The 16814-nt window shown below is 68.0% G+C and carries 17 protein-coding genes; 9 read left to right on the forward strand and 8 right to left on the reverse strand.

Annotated features, from left to right (window positions below):
* Nucleotides 1–36: 36 nt before the first annotated feature.
* From OXG79_07420 to OXG79_07430, 3 genes are all read left to right on the forward strand, one after another.
* Nucleotides 37–816 carry an ABC transporter ATP-binding protein gene (locus tag OXG79_07420; protein MCY3783600.1) on the forward strand — a complete coding sequence of 260 codons (780 nt, stop codon included), beginning with the start codon at nucleotides 37–39 and terminating at the stop codon, nucleotides 814–816.
* Between the two features lie 184 nt (nucleotides 817–1000).
* Nucleotides 1001–1294, forward strand: a complete 294-nt coding sequence (locus OXG79_07425; GenBank protein MCY3783601.1) for a superinfection immunity protein — start codon at nucleotides 1001–1003, stop codon at nucleotides 1292–1294.
* Between the two features lie 58 nt (nucleotides 1295–1352).
* A complete protein-coding gene (locus tag OXG79_07430; protein ID MCY3783602.1) occupies nucleotides 1353–2996 on the forward strand; it encodes a sialidase family protein in 1644 nt (547 codons plus the stop codon).
* An 88-nt stretch (nucleotides 2997–3084) separates the two neighbouring features.
* On the opposite strand, the gene OXG79_07435 is transcribed toward OXG79_07430, so the two are convergent.
* From OXG79_07435 to OXG79_07455, 5 genes are all read right to left on the reverse strand, one after another.
* A complete protein-coding gene (locus OXG79_07435; GenBank protein ID MCY3783603.1) occupies nucleotides 3085–3312 on the reverse strand; it encodes an antitoxin in 228 nt (75 codons plus the stop codon).
* Between the two features lie 15 nt (nucleotides 3313–3327).
* Nucleotides 3328–4515 (reverse strand): MFS transporter, encoded by a 1188-nt coding sequence (locus OXG79_07440; GenBank protein ID MCY3783604.1) that lies wholly within the window; start codon nucleotides 4513–4515, stop codon nucleotides 3328–3330.
* A gap of 85 nt (nucleotides 4516–4600) precedes the next feature.
* Nucleotides 4601–6220, reverse strand: a complete 1620-nt coding sequence (locus OXG79_07445; GenBank protein ID MCY3783605.1) for a sulfatase-like hydrolase/transferase — start codon at nucleotides 6218–6220, stop codon at nucleotides 4601–4603.
* 554 nt (nucleotides 6221–6774) lie between these two features.
* Nucleotides 6775–7089, reverse strand: a complete 315-nt coding sequence (locus OXG79_07450) for an L-rhamnose mutarotase (protein MCY3783606.1) — start codon at nucleotides 7087–7089, stop codon at nucleotides 6775–6777.
* A 75-nt stretch (nucleotides 7090–7164) separates the two neighbouring features.
* On the reverse strand, nucleotides 7165–8310 hold the full coding sequence (locus OXG79_07455; protein MCY3783607.1) for a sialidase family protein: 1146 nt from the start codon (nucleotides 8308–8310) through the stop codon (nucleotides 7165–7167).
* 271 nt (nucleotides 8311–8581) lie between these two features.
* Between OXG79_07455 and OXG79_07460 the strand changes: the two genes are divergently transcribed.
* The 4 genes from OXG79_07460 to OXG79_07475 all read left to right on the forward strand — a co-directional run bounded on the left by OXG79_07460 (nucleotide 8582) and on the right by OXG79_07475 (nucleotide 11930).
* Nucleotides 8582–8947, forward strand: a complete 366-nt coding sequence (locus OXG79_07460; GenBank protein ID MCY3783608.1) for a hypothetical protein — start codon at nucleotides 8582–8584, stop codon at nucleotides 8945–8947.
* Nucleotides 8948–8954: 7 nt separating this feature from the next.
* Nucleotides 8955–9836: a phytanoyl-CoA dioxygenase family protein gene (locus OXG79_07465; GenBank protein ID MCY3783609.1), complete on the forward strand. Its 882-nt coding sequence runs from the start codon at nucleotides 8955–8957 to the stop codon at nucleotides 9834–9836.
* Between the two features lie 164 nt (nucleotides 9837–10000).
* Nucleotides 10001–10786: a DUF72 domain-containing protein gene (locus OXG79_07470; GenBank protein ID MCY3783610.1), complete on the forward strand. Its 786-nt coding sequence runs from the start codon at nucleotides 10001–10003 to the stop codon at nucleotides 10784–10786.
* Nucleotides 10787–10871: 85 nt separating this feature from the next.
* Entirely contained in the window at nucleotides 10872–11930 is a 1059-nt protein-coding gene (locus OXG79_07475) for a GNAT family N-acetyltransferase (protein ID MCY3783611.1), read from the forward strand.
* Between the two features lie 111 nt (nucleotides 11931–12041).
* Here the strand turns inward: OXG79_07475 and OXG79_07480 are convergent, their stop codons facing one another.
* From OXG79_07480 to OXG79_07490, 3 genes are all read right to left on the reverse strand, one after another.
* Nucleotides 12042–13235 carry a sialidase family protein gene (locus tag OXG79_07480; protein ID MCY3783612.1) on the reverse strand — a complete coding sequence of 398 codons (1194 nt, stop codon included), beginning with the start codon at nucleotides 13233–13235 and terminating at the stop codon, nucleotides 12042–12044.
* Nucleotides 13236–13367: 132 nt separating this feature from the next.
* Nucleotides 13368–13523 carry a hypothetical protein gene (locus OXG79_07485; protein ID MCY3783613.1) on the reverse strand — a complete coding sequence of 52 codons (156 nt, stop codon included), beginning with the start codon at nucleotides 13521–13523 and terminating at the stop codon, nucleotides 13368–13370.
* A 26-nt stretch (nucleotides 13524–13549) separates the two neighbouring features.
* Nucleotides 13550–14413: a dihydrodipicolinate synthase family protein gene (locus tag OXG79_07490; GenBank protein ID MCY3783614.1), complete on the reverse strand. Its 864-nt coding sequence runs from the start codon at nucleotides 14411–14413 to the stop codon at nucleotides 13550–13552.
* Between the two features lie 297 nt (nucleotides 14414–14710).
* Between OXG79_07490 and OXG79_07495 the strand changes: the two genes are divergently transcribed.
* A complete protein-coding gene (locus tag OXG79_07495; protein ID MCY3783615.1) occupies nucleotides 14711–15880 on the forward strand; it encodes a zinc-binding dehydrogenase in 1170 nt (389 codons plus the stop codon).
* Nucleotides 15881–16243: 363 nt separating this feature from the next.
* Nucleotides 16244–16801, forward strand: coding sequence for a GNAT family N-acetyltransferase (locus OXG79_07500; GenBank protein ID MCY3783616.1), 558 nt, complete (start codon nucleotides 16244–16246; stop codon nucleotides 16799–16801).
* The last annotated feature ends 13 nt before the right edge of the window (nucleotides 16802–16814 follow it).

Genomic DNA, 16814 nt, shown 5'->3' on the forward strand with positions numbered 1-16814 from the left:
AGTGCATCTACGGTCCAACGTGATCGCGGAGCCATCGTGAGCACGTCCGCCCGGTCGCCGGTGGTCCAACTGCTCAACGTGTCGCGCCGCTACGGCGAGGGCCCCGCGGCGGTGACGGCCGTGGCCGGCGCGACCTGGGATATACCCCGCGGTGAACTCCATGCGCTTCGCGGACGGTCCGGCTCGGGCAAAACGACCCTGCTGAACCTGATCGGCGGCCTGGACGTCCCCACCGACGGTCAGGTGATGTTCGACGGCGCCGACCTCGGGGCGCTGGGCGAGGACGAGCTGGCCGCCGTGCGCCGCCGCAGCCTGGGTTTCGTATTCCAGACGTTTGCCCTGCTGCCGGTCCTCTCGGCGCGGGAGAACGTGGAGTTGGCCATGCGCGTGGCGGGCGCGCCGCCGGCGACGTGGAGCGAGCGCACGCGAGAGGTGTTGCGCCTCGTGGGGCTGGAATCGCGCGCGGATCACCGCCCGTTCGAGTTGAGCGGGGGGGAGCAGCAGCGGGTGGCCATTGCCCGCGCCATCGCCAATCGACCCGACGTGCTGCTGGCCGACGAGCCCACCGGTGAGCTGGACAGCAATACCGGACTCGAAATCATGCTGCTCTTCCGCCACATCGTGGCCGCCGAGGGCGTGACCGCCGTGGTGGCGACCCACGATCCGGCACTGAGCCAGATCGCCGACCAGACGATGGTCATGCGCGACGGGCATCTCGCCGAAGCCGAGGGACCGCTGGACTTCGACCTGCCCGACCTGATCCAGCACGTGGAGATCGTGGATCGGGCGACGGCGCGCTCGGCGACCGATCCCTAGATCGCCGTCGAGCAATTGAAGAGGCCGCAGGGGAGTTGAGATACAGTGCACAAACCGATGCACTAGGGAGGTGCTGGAGTTAAATGCCGCCTGTCATTGGGTGCGCGAATAAACAAGGGCTCAGCGATTAGTGTTCGACAATACTGGATCTGAGTTTACAGCCATCGGAATACTGTTGGCAACGGTGGTCATTATTTGTGGTTCTTTTCTCTATCTTTCCCCGTCCCTAGTCGCTCATCTCAAAGAGCATGAGCGTACGGCGTCTATTTTCCTTGTGAATCTAGTTATTGGATGGACTGTCATTGGCTGGATTGTCGTCTGGACCTGGGTACTTAAGACGCTGCCGAAGACTACCGAATCCGGGAGACGGAGTCTCCAGCCATCGGTGCGGACGCTGCCCGGCTCATCACCTCCGATCAAGGGAGAAATTGCCCGCGGTGAGCACCGTGACGAAACCGACTCCGAGCGAAGAACGTGATCCCGTTCGACTCCGACTGGATGGCCAGCGCTGGTGCGCACGTGGGAGGAGGAATTTCATGAAACCAGTCCTGATCGACCTTCCGCCGGACGTCGAGCGGCCAATGGTGGTGCGACGCCGCGACGGACGCCTCGACGGCTTCTTTCTCAAGGACGCGGACATCCCGACGCCGCGCGTCGCGCGCATCGTCTCGCACGACGACGGGCGCACCTGGGACGAAGCGCCCGACGTGCTGACGTTGCCCGAAACCGCGGGACTGTGGGGCGGTCTGGAGGTGCTCGCGGACGCCGACGACGAGGTCCATTGCTTCTTCATGCACGACCGCGGCTCAGGGGTATTCGGCGCCCCGCTGGCCGGCGAAGGGGTGGCCCACGAGGGCCCATACCGCGGCAAGTTCCTGGACATCTGGCACCTCAGGTCGCGCGACGACGGCGAGGCGTGGACCGAGCCGAAGCGGATCTGGGAGGGATTCACCGGCGCGCTGAACAGCGTGATTCAGCTTCGCGGCGGCCGCATCGTGCTGCCGTTTGCATCGGCCACGGGCCAGACCTGGGCGCACCGGGTCGATACGGGGCTGGACGCATTCAGCTTCGCCGGCGCGTTCTACTCGACGGTGGTCTACTCCGACGACGCGGGGGATACGTGGCGCCAGGGCACGCGCGACATCAAATCCTGGGCGCCGATTCCGGCCTACGGCGCCGACGAGCCGGTGATCATCCAGAAGCTCGACGGGCGCGTCTGGATGCTCCTGCGCACGCAGACCGGCCGGCTTTACGAGTCGTTCTCTGACGACGGCGCCGAGTGGTCCGTCGCTCGTCCCACCCCGCTCGTTTCGTCCGACTCGCCCGTGGGCCTGGTGCGCCTCAGCGACAACCGCCTGGTGCTGCTCTGGAACTGCTGCCAGCGGTTCCCCTACGCCTATGGCGGACGCCACGTGCTGCACGCGGCCATATCCGAGGATGACGGTCAGACCTGGCGCGGCGCCCGCGAGGTGCTGCGCGATCCGCGCCGCCACGATCCGCCGCCCATCAAGGGTGACTTCGGCACCGCCTATCCGTTCCCCGTGGTCACGACCGACGACGCGGTCATCATCGTGTCGGGGCAAGGCGAGGGCCGCGTGTTGATGATGCGGATGGATCCGGCCTGGCTCTACGAGACCCGGCAGAGCAGCGACTTCGCGGACGGGCATGAGGACTGGTCGATCTTCGGCACCGCCGGCGTCCAGCGGCAGCCCCATCCTGACCGCGCCGTCGCCTTCGCCCTCCGACTGACCAAGCAAGAGCCGGGCCGCACGTCGGCAGCCGTTTGGAACTTCCCCGCCGGACGGCGGGGACGCGTGCAAATCCGACTGCGCGTGGAACCAGGCGCCGGTCCGTTTCGGCTGAGCCTCACGGACCACTTCTCGACACCGTTCGATCCCCAGGACCAGTTCCACAACACCTTCAACGTCCCGGTCGCGCCGGAGGGTCGGATCGCGGATGAACCCGCGCTCGAGGCCGGGCGCTGGCACACGGTCGAGCTGGCCTGGGATACGCAAGAGGGCCGCACGTGCCGGGTTTCGGTCGACGGCCGCCAGGTCACGACAGCCCCGCAGCTGCACGAGACGCGTGGGGTGAGCTACCTGCGCGTCGTGGCCCTAGCCGAGCCCCACGACCACTCCGGCCTGTGGATCGAGTCAACTGCCGCCGAGGTGGAATCTTGATCTAGCGATTGGCGGTTAGATCTGGTGCGAGCCGCTTCAGACCGGAATGACGCAGAGGGCGAAAACCAAATCGAACTCCAGCAGGGCGCTACGGCCACTCATCCAGTGATCGATAGACGTCCTCGCTGGTGACAGGTTCGGCGTCGATCGGAACGGCGAACACGGTTGGATCTCCGTCTCCGCCAGCTGTGGATGCGCCCTCGAATCCGCGCCGGGCCAACACCGACAAGGCGCTGCCGAGACTGCGTCCGCTTTGGTCGGCCAAGACCTGGGCAGCGGCAAGAACGTCGTCGTCGATGGTTACGGTCACTCGCATGAATGCATCATCGCATCAGGCGGATGCGTCCGGCCCACGCCGACTCCACGGCAGGTCGCCCACCACCCGCCAGCCGATGATGCCTGCGACGCCGATCAGGACGGCCATGGCGACGCCCACGAGGTCGTAGCCGCGCACGTCGAGCAGGAAGCCCACCGCCGGTGCGACGCCGAGCTGGACCAGCGCGCCCATGGTCAGCAGCACGCCCAGGGATCGACCGACAAATTCCTTGGGCACCCGGTCGCCGATGAGCACCGACGGCAGCACCGCGCCCAGACCGGTGATCGACGCCAGCGCGCCCGCAGCGATGAACACGCCCAGCCCCAGCGGCAGCGTCAGCAGCACCGCGGCCCCGAACGCCCCCAGCACCAGTGCCAGGAGCGCGCTGCCGCGGCCGGCGCGGTCCATCAGGTTGCCGCTCACGAAGGTAAGCACGGCTCGCGCCGCGCTCATGGCGGAAATGGCGAGACCCACGACCGCGGGCGTGAACGCGAGGCCCTCGCCGGCGTAGAGCGGCAGCACCACGCGGCTTTGTCCGATGACCGGACCGGTGAGCAGCATGGACAACGCGATGAGCGGCCAGACCACGCGGGGCAGGCGCAGGTCGTCGAGGCTGAACATGCGCGCTCTGCGCTCGGGACGGGACGGGGCCCCGCCGCGAATGACGGGAAGCGCGACTGCCGCGGCGCACAAGCTGAGCACCGCCGTCACGATCAGGGCCGCCCGCCAGTCGAACGCGGCGGCGATGACGCCCGCCAGCGCCGGACCGATGAACGCACCCACCTGGACTCCGGACATCACGCGCGAGGTCACGCGACCGCGCTGCTCGGAGTCCGCCTGCGACACGGTGTAGGCGATGCTGCTCGTCGTCATGAACGTGGCGCCCACCGTGCCGATCAGCTTGCCCGCGAGCAGGACGACGTATCCGGGCGCCAACGCCATGAGCAGCGTGCCCGCTGCAAGCCCCAGCCCGCCGCCAGCGATCGGCACGCGGGCGGGCAGCCGGTCGGCGACCATACCGGCGGGAATGTTGGTGAGGACGCCCGCCAGCGCCTGAGCCGAGAAGATCAGTCCGAGCTGGGCGTAGGTAAGCCCGAACTCGTCGCGGATCACGACGAGCAGCGGCCCCGGAGCGGTGGCCACGACGGCCGTTACCGCCAGGACGGCGAAGACCGTGACGAAGTCGGCGCGTGGTCGTGCCATAGGCGCGGTTACAGGGGCGACGCCTCAGCGCCGCCCAGCAATGCTACGCCCGTGGCCGCCTGCAGAGGGCGCGGGGGGCCTGCCCCTACGCCAAGAGGTCTCGCAGCCGCTGCTCCAGGTCGGCCTTGGCTTCGGGCTGAGGCTCCATGAGCCGCGCGTCGCGCAGGCTGCCGGCAATCGGCTGGTGGTCGGTGACCAGGTGCGGATCGCCGCCTTCCTCGTTGATCAGCTCGATCAGAAGTCGCTCCACAAGCTCTGCCCGCACGCCGGCGTGCGCCGGATCGTCCCACAGGTTGTGCAGGTCCTCCGGGTCGTCCTTGACGTTGTAGAGCTCGCCGTACTCGGTCGTGCCGTAGTGCAGCAGCTTCCAGTCCTCGGTCACGAGCATCTTGACCCGCTGCGTGATGGGCGCTGGATGCGCCTTGCCAAGGCCGACGAGCTCGGGACGACCGCTGCCGAAGATGGCGATGCGCTCCACGATCACCGCGTCGCGATGCGCTTCGGTCTCGCCGCGCAGGAGCGGGGCGAAGCTGCGGCCCTCCTGGCCGACCAAGGGATCCGCGCCCGCGAGGTCGAGCCACGTGGGCACGAGGTCGAGCTGCGTCATCACGCCGCCGTGCACGCGGCCCGCCTCGACGGTCAGCGGGTGGCGCCAGAGCAGCGGCACGCGGTTGACGCACTCGTAGGACATCATCGGCTTGGCGGCGATGCCGTGATCGTTGAGACCCTCGCCGTGGTCCGAGCTGAAGATCACGTGGGTGTTTTCGGCCAGGCCCAGCCGCTCCAGCTCGGCCAGCACGCGGGCGATTCCGTCGTCGATGAAGGTGGTCATGCCGTAGTAGTGGGCCACGATCTCGCCGTGGTGGTCGCCGTCCCAGCCGCTTGTAGTGTCGTAGCCCTGGTAGGGGAGTCCGTCGCGGGCGTATTGATACTGTGGCGGCTTGTTGCTCACGTCCTCCCGAGGGACGGCCGACGGCATGTCTGCGGGGTCGTACATGTCGCAGTAGGGACGCGGCGGCGTGAAGGGCTGGTGCGGGTCGTAGAACGACATCCAGAGAAAGAATGGCCGCTCACTGCCGTGGTCCCGCAGCCAGTCGACGGTGCGGTCGGCGGTGCGATGGGTGTAGTGCCACTCGGCGGGGACGGCGTTCTTCCAGCTATGAAACGCGCCGGTGCGCGGCTCCAGCGCGTTGACCGGCTTCCACAGCTCCAGGCCCTCGGGGTGATGCCGCTCCAGCCAGACGCGCCAGTGGCCCTTGGGATAGGTGTGGGCGCCCAGGATTTCGACATAGTCGAAGCCAAAATACGGTCCGTACCAGAGGCCGTCGTCGGGATCGACCGGCGCGCCGGGCGGCGGGTGTTCCGGGAGCACGTCCTCGTATTCGCCGCTCTTGAAGTGGGGCTTGCCGACCAGCGCCGTGGCGTAGCCGGCTTGGCGGAGCGAGTCGCCCACCACGGGGATGGCCTCGCTGAGATTGACGTTGTTGAAGACGTGATGCCCGCGCTGGCTGCGTCCCGTAATCATGCTGGCGCGGGCGGGGGCGCAGATGGCATTGGTGGGATAGGCGCGGTCGAAGCGCATACCGTCGCGCGCCAGGCTGTCCATCGCCGGCGTGCGGATGCGCGGGTTGTGGATGCCCAGCGCGTCCCACCGCTGCTGGTCGGTGGTGATGAAGAGGAAATTCGGCTGAGAGGTGGTGGGCATTTGGATGGGTGGTTGTTGCGGAATTAGGCGTTCACCCTAACCGCCCCGCCTGGCCGCGGCCAAGAGTGGCTGGCCCTTGACCTGTCATTTCGAGCCGCAGGCGAGGAATCTAAGGACGCTGTGCATTTTCCCTGCCCCTTGGACTCCTCGCTGCGCTCGGAGTGACAGAGTGGGCGCCCGGAGTGACGCGGTGGGCGCTCGGAGCGACAGGGAGGTGCTTCGGTGGCCCGCGCTGCGTGCAGCGTGGGACCGGCCGCTCACGAAGCTCCCAGGCTGCGCGCAGTCTGGACCACCAGATTGTCGGTCGTTGACATGTCATTCCGAGCCGCAGGCGAGGAATCTAAGTGGCGAGCCACTGGCAAGACGCCATTCGTCTCCTCACGGGTCACCGCCGGGTTCAGTCATCTGAGACTCCTCGCTGCGCTCGGAGTGACAGAGCGGGCGCTCGCAGTGACAGTTGATGAGACTCGCCGGAGGGCGCTTCGCGAACCGCCCCTACCTCCGCGTGAGCGCGGCGTCGGAGGCCGCCGGAACGCCGCGGCCGCTCGGCGCCCTCAGTCCAGGTGCCAGACCTCGGGCGCGAAGAACATATGACCGTCCTCGTCGGTCAGCTCCTCGATCACGTCCTCGAACCACGCGCTCCAGCGGGTGTTGACGTCATAGGACCCGATTTTGCCAAAGGACGTGGCGACGTCCGGCTCGCACTCCGCGTAGGCGATGATCTGGAGTCCGCGCCGAAAGAGCGAATAGTTGGTGAAGCCCGACTCTTGGATGGCCTCCACCAGCTCCGGCCAGATTTCGTCGTGCCGGCGCTTGTACTCGTCCTCGGTGCCGGGCTTGATCTGAAAGGTGAAGCAGACCCGCTCCATGGGAACCTCCGTGCGCTTCGCATGCCTGACGTGCCGAGGCTACCGCGCCACCGATACCCCTGCCGGACGGGGCGCTCAGACCTCCTCGACGACGGTGGCCTCGATACCGCGATGCAGGTCGCGGTGGGTGTAGTAGTAGACCACCAGCACGCGGCCGTCCCGCAGCTCGACGGCCCAGGGATAGCCGCAATCGGAGGTCATGGAGTCGCTGCGCACGTCGAGGACGGGGCAGGTGTCGAGGTCGGCGCACTCGGGGTCCGTGACGCGCACGATGCAGCCGCGCTGCCCGTCCCAGCGCGTGCCGGTGGTGACGAAGACGCGCCCGTCGCTGAGCGGGAGCATGTGGCTCGGGCTGCCGTAGATCGAGGTCGGACGCCACGGCGACCAGCTTTGCCCGTTGTCATCCGACTCGACCCGCGCAACGATGGTGCCGCCCTGCCGCCCCGACAGTTGGATTCGCGGCGAGCCCCTCGGATGGCAGCGATAGAGAACCACCAGGCGGCCGCTGTGCGTGCGGTGAATGGTCGGCTCGCTGAAGTGCACGATCGGGTCCTCGGCGATGCGGCCGCCGTAGGTCCAGGTCTCGCCAAAGTCGTCGGAGACGCGCAGCATGCCGAAGTAGGGCTGCTCGCCGCGGGGACGCTCGGTGGCCTTGCTGGGCTTGAGCAAGCGGCCGCCGGGCAGCTCGAGCAAGCCGCTGCGGCACACCCCCGAATGCTCCGCCGGATGGCCCCATTCGGCGTCCGGAAGGCGGGGAAACCGCATCGGATTGGTCCAGGTGCGCCCGCCGTCGCGGGAGCGCACCCAGAACGGGATCCCCGGTCGGGAGATCCAGGTCGAATGCTGCGGCGACCCGACGTCGCGCGCGTGCGGCGGCTTGCGAAATGTGAAGTCGGCGAATCCCTGGGCGGGCACGAGCTCGTTGCTCGACGCGTGGAGAAAGATGCTGCCGTCGCTGAGCGTGTGCGTGCCGAAGTCGATCACGCCGCCGCGCGGGTCGTTGGTGACCAGCCACGGCTCGCTCCAGGTTTGGCCCTCGTCGCGCGACGCGACCGCGCGCACGTCGAACAGCGGATGGCTGTGGTGGGCGTGGCCGAGATGCGGCGCGCGATGAAACAGTACCAGCAACTCGCCCTCAGGCGTGCGGACGACGTTGGGCGCGGTGGCGTAGTGCCCGGTCTCGCGGTAGACGGTGACGTGCTCGACGACGCGCCAGCTCATGGGATTGATGGAGACGTGTCGCGGCAGAGGGGCATACGCGTGCCTCCGGTTCGGCGGATGGTGGTTGGCAGTCTACGCGGCGTGGGTTGACGGCCTGAGCATCGGCCTCGGCCGGCGGTGCGTCCCCTCACCCCGACCCTCTCCCCATGGGAGAGGGAGCCGGACCTCGCCCGCGAAAAGGCCGGTTAACCGGGCAGCAGGCTCGGGCCATCACCGTGATAGGCTGCCGCACCAGAATCGAGCCCCAGAGTCACGCGGAGGCGCACTGGTCATGAGTTCGTCACGGCAGGCCACGATCGAGTCGTGCATCCGGCGTTTTCGCTCCGGCACGCTCACCGAGGCAGACCTGCGAGACACCCTGCAATCGCTGGCCGACGACGAGGGCAAGCGCCAGGAATTGCTGTACGTGCAGGCCGGCACCGCGTCGGTCAACTCGGCGGTGATCGGCATGTTCATCGCGCGGGACGGTGAGATCGACGAGGGTCCGCCGAACCCCGACGATATGCCCTACGACACCGTCATGGACGCCCTGAACGACGGCTGGCGCATCATCAAATTCCCCGAGCTGGCCGTGATGCTGGACGAAACGAAGCTGCACGGACCGGGGGTCGAGTTCATCCTGGAGAAGGTGAGGTAAGCCCACCATGCGCACGCACGACTGCGAACCGACGCTCACCGATTCCCAGGTCCTCGACTTCTGCAAGTCGGGCTATCTGCCGCTGGAGGGCGTGGTTCCCGACGACGTCAACCAGCGCGTCGTCGATTTCATGAACGACCATGCGCCGCACATCGAGCCGGGTGATTTCGCCAACCACGAGCCCAACGAGATCCTCGACGAGGACTGGTTCGTGGACGGAGTTCTGTGCAACCCCGTGGCGGCCGGCGCGGTGCGCTGCTTGCTGGGATCAGACTTTGCGCTGCCCAGGATCATGTCGAGCCACCGCGTCCACATGCCGGCCCGCGCCTACGGCTGGCACCGTGACGGCGGCTCGCTGTCGAGCCACGAGCTCAACTACCTCCAGGTCTACTACTACCCGCAGGACACGACGGTCGAGATGGGCGCCACAGCCTTTCTGCCCGGCTCGCACCTCTACTGGCCCTTCGGCCAGGGCAGCTCCGGGCTCTACGGCATGTTCCGCGGCACGGTGTCGAGCGCGGCGCCCGCCGGGTCGATCTTCATCTCGGCCTACTCCGTGTGGCACCGGCGCACGAAGTCGACGGCTTCGGGCATTCGCAATCTGCTGAAGTACAACTACTGGCGCACCACGGTGCCGCGGCGCGACTGGATTCGCGAGCCGGACTTCGACCCGGCGACGGCCGTCTACGGCCCCGGCCCCGATGCGGCGCCCGCGCCGCGCCAGTCTTACCTAGCGGTGGCCCGTATGTATTTCTGGCTGTGCGGTCGCCTGGACGATTTCCAGGCGCTGGGCGGCCAGGGTTGGCCGAAGGTAGGGCCGGTGGACTACCGACCCTACGGCTACCCCGGCGACCCCACCGATCCGCGCGTCCAGCAAAAGGCGAGCTGAACCCGCGCGCAGAGACTCTTGCGCAATCCCTCCGTCATTCCGGCGGAAGCCGGAATCCAGTCCGGTCGAATACCGAGGCGCGCCGGTTGCTTTGCGTCGGGCGGGTCCGAGACCCGCCCCTACCGGACACTGCAAACGTCTCCACCGGCGGTCGCGCCGTGACCATGCGGGGCCGCGTGATCGTGGGCACCGCCAATTGGAACGACCTGCGCGGGTTCTATCCGCGCGGGACGAAGCCGGGTGACAAGCTGGCGGCCTACGCCACGCGGCTGTCGGGCGTGGAAGTGAATGCCACCTTTTTCCGCATGATCGCCCCGACGGCCGTCGCCGCCTGGGCGGACCAGACGCCGAACGGGTTCATGTTGAGCCTGAAGGCGCATCGCTTCGTCTCAAGCTGGTTGCGGAATCCGGACAAGGCCGACGCGATGGGCTTTGCGCGGCACCTGGCGATGGCGCGGCCGCTGGTCGACGCGGGAAAGTTCGCCGGATACCTGCTGCAATTCCCCGGCAAGCCGAGCGCGACGATTGACTTGGAGCGTTCGCTGAGTGTGCTGCGCGAGGGCTTCGGCGAGTTGCCCTTGGCGGTGGAGCTGTCCGACCCGCCCGACGACGAGCTCGGCGCGCGGATCCCGGAGGCGCTGCGAACCCACAACATGGTGCGCGTGCGTCACGACCCGTCGGCGTCGGATGCGGCGGCCTTGCCGACGGATGCCGGTGACCTGGCGTACTTCCGGTTCCGCGGTCCGGCGGCTGCTTTGAATGGCGGTGGCGATGGACGCTTGCGGTACAGCGACGCCCAGATTCAAGAACGTGCCACTATCGTCCAGCGGGCGAGCGAGGCGGGGCAACGGACCATGGTCGTGTGCTACGGCAAGAAGGACGTGGATACCGCCGACGCCGCGCTGCGGCTGACCGCCGAGCTCGAGCGACTCGGAGTTGCCGTTGGCTGATCACTCGCCGCGATCTCCGAACGCGCCGCCCGTACCCGCTGGCTACGACGGACCGCGGGCGTGCGACCCGCATGAGTTCGGGGCCATGCTCGACCTGCAGAACCTGGCGTTGCGGACCCTCAACTCACGCGCCGGGGAGCCGACGCGCATGCCGTCCATGGGCTTGGACTGGCCGCACGTCTACTACCCCGCAAACCTCGACAACATCCGCGTGATCACGCACGACGGGCTGGTCGTGAGCGCGGTGGCCATCGCCCCAACCACGGTGCGCACGCCGCGCGGCCGGCTTGAGCTTGGCGGCATCAATGGCTTCGTCACGCACCCGGACCACCGCCGGCTCGGGCTCGGGACCGCCGTGTTGCACGACGCGCACCGGGTCATGCGGGAGAGCGGACATCACGTCGCCATGCTGGGCACGGTGAGCCAGAACTACTATCGCCGCTTCGGCTGGGAAATGGGCACGCGGCAGCGCAGCCACACCCTGGATCGGGCGAACATCACCCTGCTGCCGCCGAGTCCCGACGTTGAGATCACCGAGGACTGGCGCTCGCACGTGGCGGCGCTGACGGCCATGTATGCGCGCGAACCCATGGGCGCCGACCGCGACGCGCACTACTTCACCTTGGTGGCGCAGTCGCGGGCCGACCGGCTGCTCGTGGCGCTGAGCGGAGGCGAGCCGGTTGCGTACATTGCCCAGTGGCAGCGGGAGGTGCTCGAATACGGTGGCGACGTGGCGGCAACCGTGACGCTGCTGCGGCGCGTGCTGCGCGATATCGACGATCCCCGCGCCAGCACCACCGACCGTCCGCCCGGCGAGAGCACGGTGGTGACGCTCGACGTGATCGTGCCCGAATCGAACGACGGCCTCGCCGGCCTGCTGCTGGAGACCGGCATCCCGTTCGGCCAGACCCATCACTACATGATCAAGGTGATTGACCTGGAGTCGCTGCTGGGTGCACTCGATCTGAACGACATCGAGGCGACGCCGACCGCCGACGGGTGGCGGCTACAGCGCGGCGACCGCACGCTCGACGTGAGCGAGTGCGAGCTGGTGAAGCTCTTGTTCGGCCCGGAGCGGTTTCCCGACTTCGCGCCGGATCTATTTCCGCTGGACTTCTTCCAGTGGAAGCTCGACCGGATGTAAATCCGATTCGCTAGGTCCTGCTTCAGCAACCTGCAAAAAGGGCCGTTCGTGGTGAGCCTGTCGAACCATGAACGGCCCTTCGACTGGCTCACTGCGAGCAGGCGAGTGGCCTTATGAGGCAAGCATCCCCGGATTCCACCTGATCGCCGTCACCTGGGTGTGCCCGATGGCGGCGTCCCACACGGTGCGCGCGGGCTCGTGGTCGCAGCTTCCGACGATCGAGAGCACGTCGCCGTCGTCCAGCGTCACGCTGGCGCTGAAGCCGCTGACGCCGCCGCCGTAGTAGAGGTAGACGGCCTCGTCGGCCCAGGTTTCGCCGGAGTCGCGGCTCAACATGACGCGGCCGCTCGGCGGGCCGGGGCCGTAGCGCGTGTCGTGAACGACGGCGATGGTCCCGTCGCCGGCGACCGCGGGCGCGCCGAAGCATTGGCCGAAGACGGTGGTGAGCTGGCGCAGGTTGCCCCAGGTGCGGCCCTCGTCGGGCGAATCGGCCAGGAACACGTGCTTCCAGGCCAGATTGCCGCGCGCGCCCTGAGGCTCCAAATCCTCGGGTCCATCGTCCGGCATGAGGGGTCGCTGGTAGCGCACGACTGCCAGCAGCCGGCCGCCGCCGAGCTCCGCGACCGCGCCTTCGGTGCCCCAGTCGCACACGAGCGAAGGCTCCGACCAGGTGTGGCCGCCGTCGCTCGATCTGAATGCCAGCAGGTGCATGACGCCGCTGGCGGGAGGCTCCCACACCAGTCGGTCGCGGCAGCAAAAGAGCAGGAGCAGCGTGCCGCCGTCGATGACCCGCATGGAGTGGTAGTAGCGCTCGTCGTAGCGGGTCGGCAGGGACAGGCTGGAATGCAGGCTCCAACTGCGGCCCTGGTCGGTGGAGCCCATGATCTCGATGGGATCGGTGCGAATGCCGTCATTCGAGCCGACGTGCACCAAGGTTCCGTCGTCGAGAACGGCAATTGGACCCCGGTACGGATACATGTCGAGGCCCAAAGTGGCCGACGGCTCTCGGCCAGCCGCGTCGCCGCGCGAATAGGCCGTCCACGTGCGGCCCTCGTCGTCGCTGCGGCACATCAGCGAGCCCTGGTTGACGAATATGGCGCCGTCCGGAGCGCGCGCCGCATGGATCATCTGCGGGTGACCCGCGGGATCGTGTGGCAGCGTCGACTTGGCAACCGGCACGCGGTGCAGCCGTCCGCCGGTGGCGTGCAGGATGTAGTCGGACGCCTGCATGTCGGCCAGGTCGTCGCCCGACGGCCAGGGCGCGCCGCCGAGGTTGCCGGTGTCACCCGGCGCGGCGAGTTTCATAGGGTCCGGCTCCGGTATCGGCATTGGCATCCCCTCTTTTCCACCCTCACCTTAACCTTCTCCCCGGTCTGAGTAGAAGGGGGAAGGTTGGGATTGGAGTCCACGGGCGGCGTTCCCTAAGGTTCGCGCCCGCTAGGCGTCGTCGACCGGCAGTTCCGGAGCAACGGCCGTCGGCGCCTCGCGCACGTTGCGCCGCGTCACGACGCGCCACAGCCGGTATCCCAAATCGAGCCCGACCCCGAGCACGATCGTCCCCACGATCACAAAGAACACGATCGTCTCGATCATGGGCGCATCATGCCGGGTGCGGGCGCTCAGCCGATGCCAAGCGTCTCACAGAGCCGATCCAGCTTGCACAGCGCGTCGGTGTCCAAGTGGCTCTCAGCCGGCGCGCGGAAATGGCTGTGGGCGATCACGCCCTCGCGCCGCAGCATCTCTTTGTAGACCGCCCCGCCGATGGCATTGAGGGGTGCGATCTCGCGCTGCCAGGTCTCGCGGGCGGCCTCGCGTTTGCCCGCGTGCCACAGATCCCAGATGCGCGCGAACGAGCCGACCAGGGCGGCGTGGGGCATGGTGCCTTGCGATCCGACTTCCAGCTCCTCGATCAGCGCGCTGCCGCTGGCGCCGCCGATGATCGTGACCCGATCGCCGGCGCTGGCGATGGCCTCGGCGACGGATTCCGCCGGCGGCGCGCTTTCGACCTTGGCGTATTGGATTTGCGGCACCGCCCGAGCCAGCGCCGCCAGCTCGTCGCCCGAGAGGTGCGCGCCGGTCATCACCTGCAGGACGATTGGGATGTCGACGGCCGCGGCGACTGTCCGGAAGTAACCGTGAAGCTCCGCTTCCGAAAGGCCATTGGCCGGCGGAATCAGCATCACCGCCGACGCGCCGAGCGCCTCGGCCTCCTGGCTGGCGCGCACGGCGAGCACGGTGGCGGGATACCCGGTTGACATAACGACCGGTATGCGCCCGCGGGCCTGCTCGATGACGACCCTCGCCACCAGCGTGCGCTCGACCTCGCTCAGCTTGGGGATTTCGCTGCCGAAAGCGATTCCCAGGCCGTGCGCGCCGGCGTCGACGCAGTGGTCCACCTCGCGGCGCAGGCTCTCTTCGTCCACCCGGTCGTCGAGATCGAACGGAGTCTTGAGAATGGGAATGACGCCGCGAATATCGCCCATGGCCCCTGGCTCCGGTAGCCTGCTGCGCTGCATTGATAGCAGACCACACCGTGGCCTTACGTCGCCAGGGGCCCCTGGTGGCGTCCGGCGGTCTATCACTTAGCGGAACGCCGCTGCCGTGGCTGAGCCGGTGGCGTGCCGCCGGGCATACTGACGCCCGTGGCTCTGCCGTCATTCCCGCCTCCCTTCCGTCATTCCCGCGGAGGCGGGAATCCACCGCCACGATGCCTGGAGCGGTCCGGGCGCCTCGCACGTACCCTGCACCTGCCGGGCTGATGCAACGGAGTCCCTAAGCCAATGACCGCTGCCGCCAGCGACATCCGCGTGGTGACCTTCGACGGTCCCGGCACGCCCCCGGTGCTGCGGCGCGTTCCCCGACCCTCGATACCGCCGCGAGGCGCGCTGATCCGCATCGAGGCTTGCGGGGTATGCGGCACCGATTTGCACATCCTGCAGGGGCACTGGCCGGGTGCGCTGCCATGGCCGATCACGCTGGGTCACGAGCTGGCGGGCGTGGTGGAGGAGATTGGACCGGACCTGCGGGCAGACGCCGCCGGCGTGGCGCTCCGCGAGGGCGACCACGTGATGCTGCCGCCGCTCAACGCCTGCGGCGTGTGCGAGGTCTGCGTGGACTCGCCCGAGCGCGCCAACAAGTGCCTAAATCCGACCTACTACGGGCGCAAGATCCCCTTCGAGCGCCCGCCGCATCTCTGGGGCGGTTGGGCCGACATGCTGTTCGTGGACCTGGACGCCTTCCCCGCCACCAAGCTCTTTCGGCTGCCGGATGACATGCCGCTGATGGTGGGCACGCTGGTCGAGCCCTACAGCTCCGTGACGCGGGCCTTCAACCGGGTGGACGCGCTGGGAATTGGGGCGGGTACCGCGGGCGCGTCGGTGGTGATCCAGGGCGCCGGACCCATCGGCCTGCTGGCCACCGTCGCCGCGCGCCAGCGCGGGGCCGCGACGGTGGTGACGGTCGGCGATCCGGAGACGCCGCGACTGGCCCTGGCGCGTGCCTTTGGCGCCGATGCCACCGTGTCGCTCGCGGCGACACCGGACGCCGCGGATCGAATAGCGGCGGTGCACGAGGCCGTCGGAGGCGCGGGCGCCGACATCGTGATCGGGTGCTCGGGTAATCCGGCCGCCGGACCCGAGGGCGTGGAGATGCTGCGCGACGGCGGGACGTTCGTGGAGATGGGGCAGTTCACCGACGCCGGGAGCTTCGACACCAGCTGGCATCGCATCTGCACCAAGGAGATCCAGCTGCTCGGCAGCTGGGCCTTCACGCCCCACGAGGTCGCCCAGGCCATGCGCGACCTGCACGCCATCCAGTCCGACCATGACTGGCCGCGCCTGCACACCAACTTCGCCCTGAGCGAGCAGGGCGTGACGGCCGCGATCGCGGCGGCCACGAATATGACCGCCCTCAAAGCGACAGTGGTGCCGGGGATGGTGGACAGCAGCTGACCAAGCGAACAGAAAGGTCATTCCGAACGGAGTGAGGAATCTAAGAATGCTCTGAAAAAGCCCATGGATTTGACCCCGATCCGTTCGCCCTGAGCGAAGTCGAAGGGCCGTTCATGGTTCGACAAGCTCACCACGAACGGATTGGGGTGCGGTTCAGGGATTTGTTCAGAGATTCCCTAAGGGCGTTGTGCGTTCTCCCCGCCCCTTAGGTTCCTCGCCTGCGCCTCGGAACGACAGAAACGAGAAGCCTCCGGTGGCCCGCGCTGCGTGCAGCGTGGGACTGGACACGGGTGAATCTCCAATGCTGCGCGCAGCATGGGCTACCGGACCAGAGCACGACCGAATGCCGTACGCTAGCCCCCAATGGACCGCCTTCCGCGCACGATCCGCACGCCGCGACTGACCCTGCGGCCGTTCGAGCTGCGTGACATCGAGCCCCGCCAGGTCTATTGCAACGACGCCGAATGGGCCCGCTATTTCCCACTTCCGTTCCCCTATACGCGCCGTGACGCGGAGGAATTCGTCATCGGACGGATGCTGGACGACTGGGGCAACGACCCGTCGTGGTGGGCAGCCGATCTGGACGGGGAACTGATCGGACACATCGGGCTGTGGCCCGACCCGCAGAACCGTCACGCGGAGGTCGGCTATGCCATCGCCAGGCCGCGCTGGGGCCTGGGCTTCGCCACCGAGGTCGTGAGCGCCGTGGTCAACGCGGTATTCACCACCACCGACCTGGAGCGGGTGTACGCCCGCGCCGACGTGCGCAATGGCGCCTCGCGGCGGGTGCTGGAGAAGGTGGGCATGGTCCAGGTCGGCGAGGTTCGCGACAACCGCGTCGCGCATGGCCAGCGCGTCGACGACGCCTTCTACGCGGTGCTCAAATCCGACTGGCCCCCCGCAGGAGACGCGAGCGACTGAGCCCGCGCGGCGC

Source organism: Chloroflexota bacterium, assembly GCA_026706485.1.
Lineage (GTDB): Bacteria > Chloroflexota > UBA11872 > UBA11872 > UBA11872 > JAJECS01.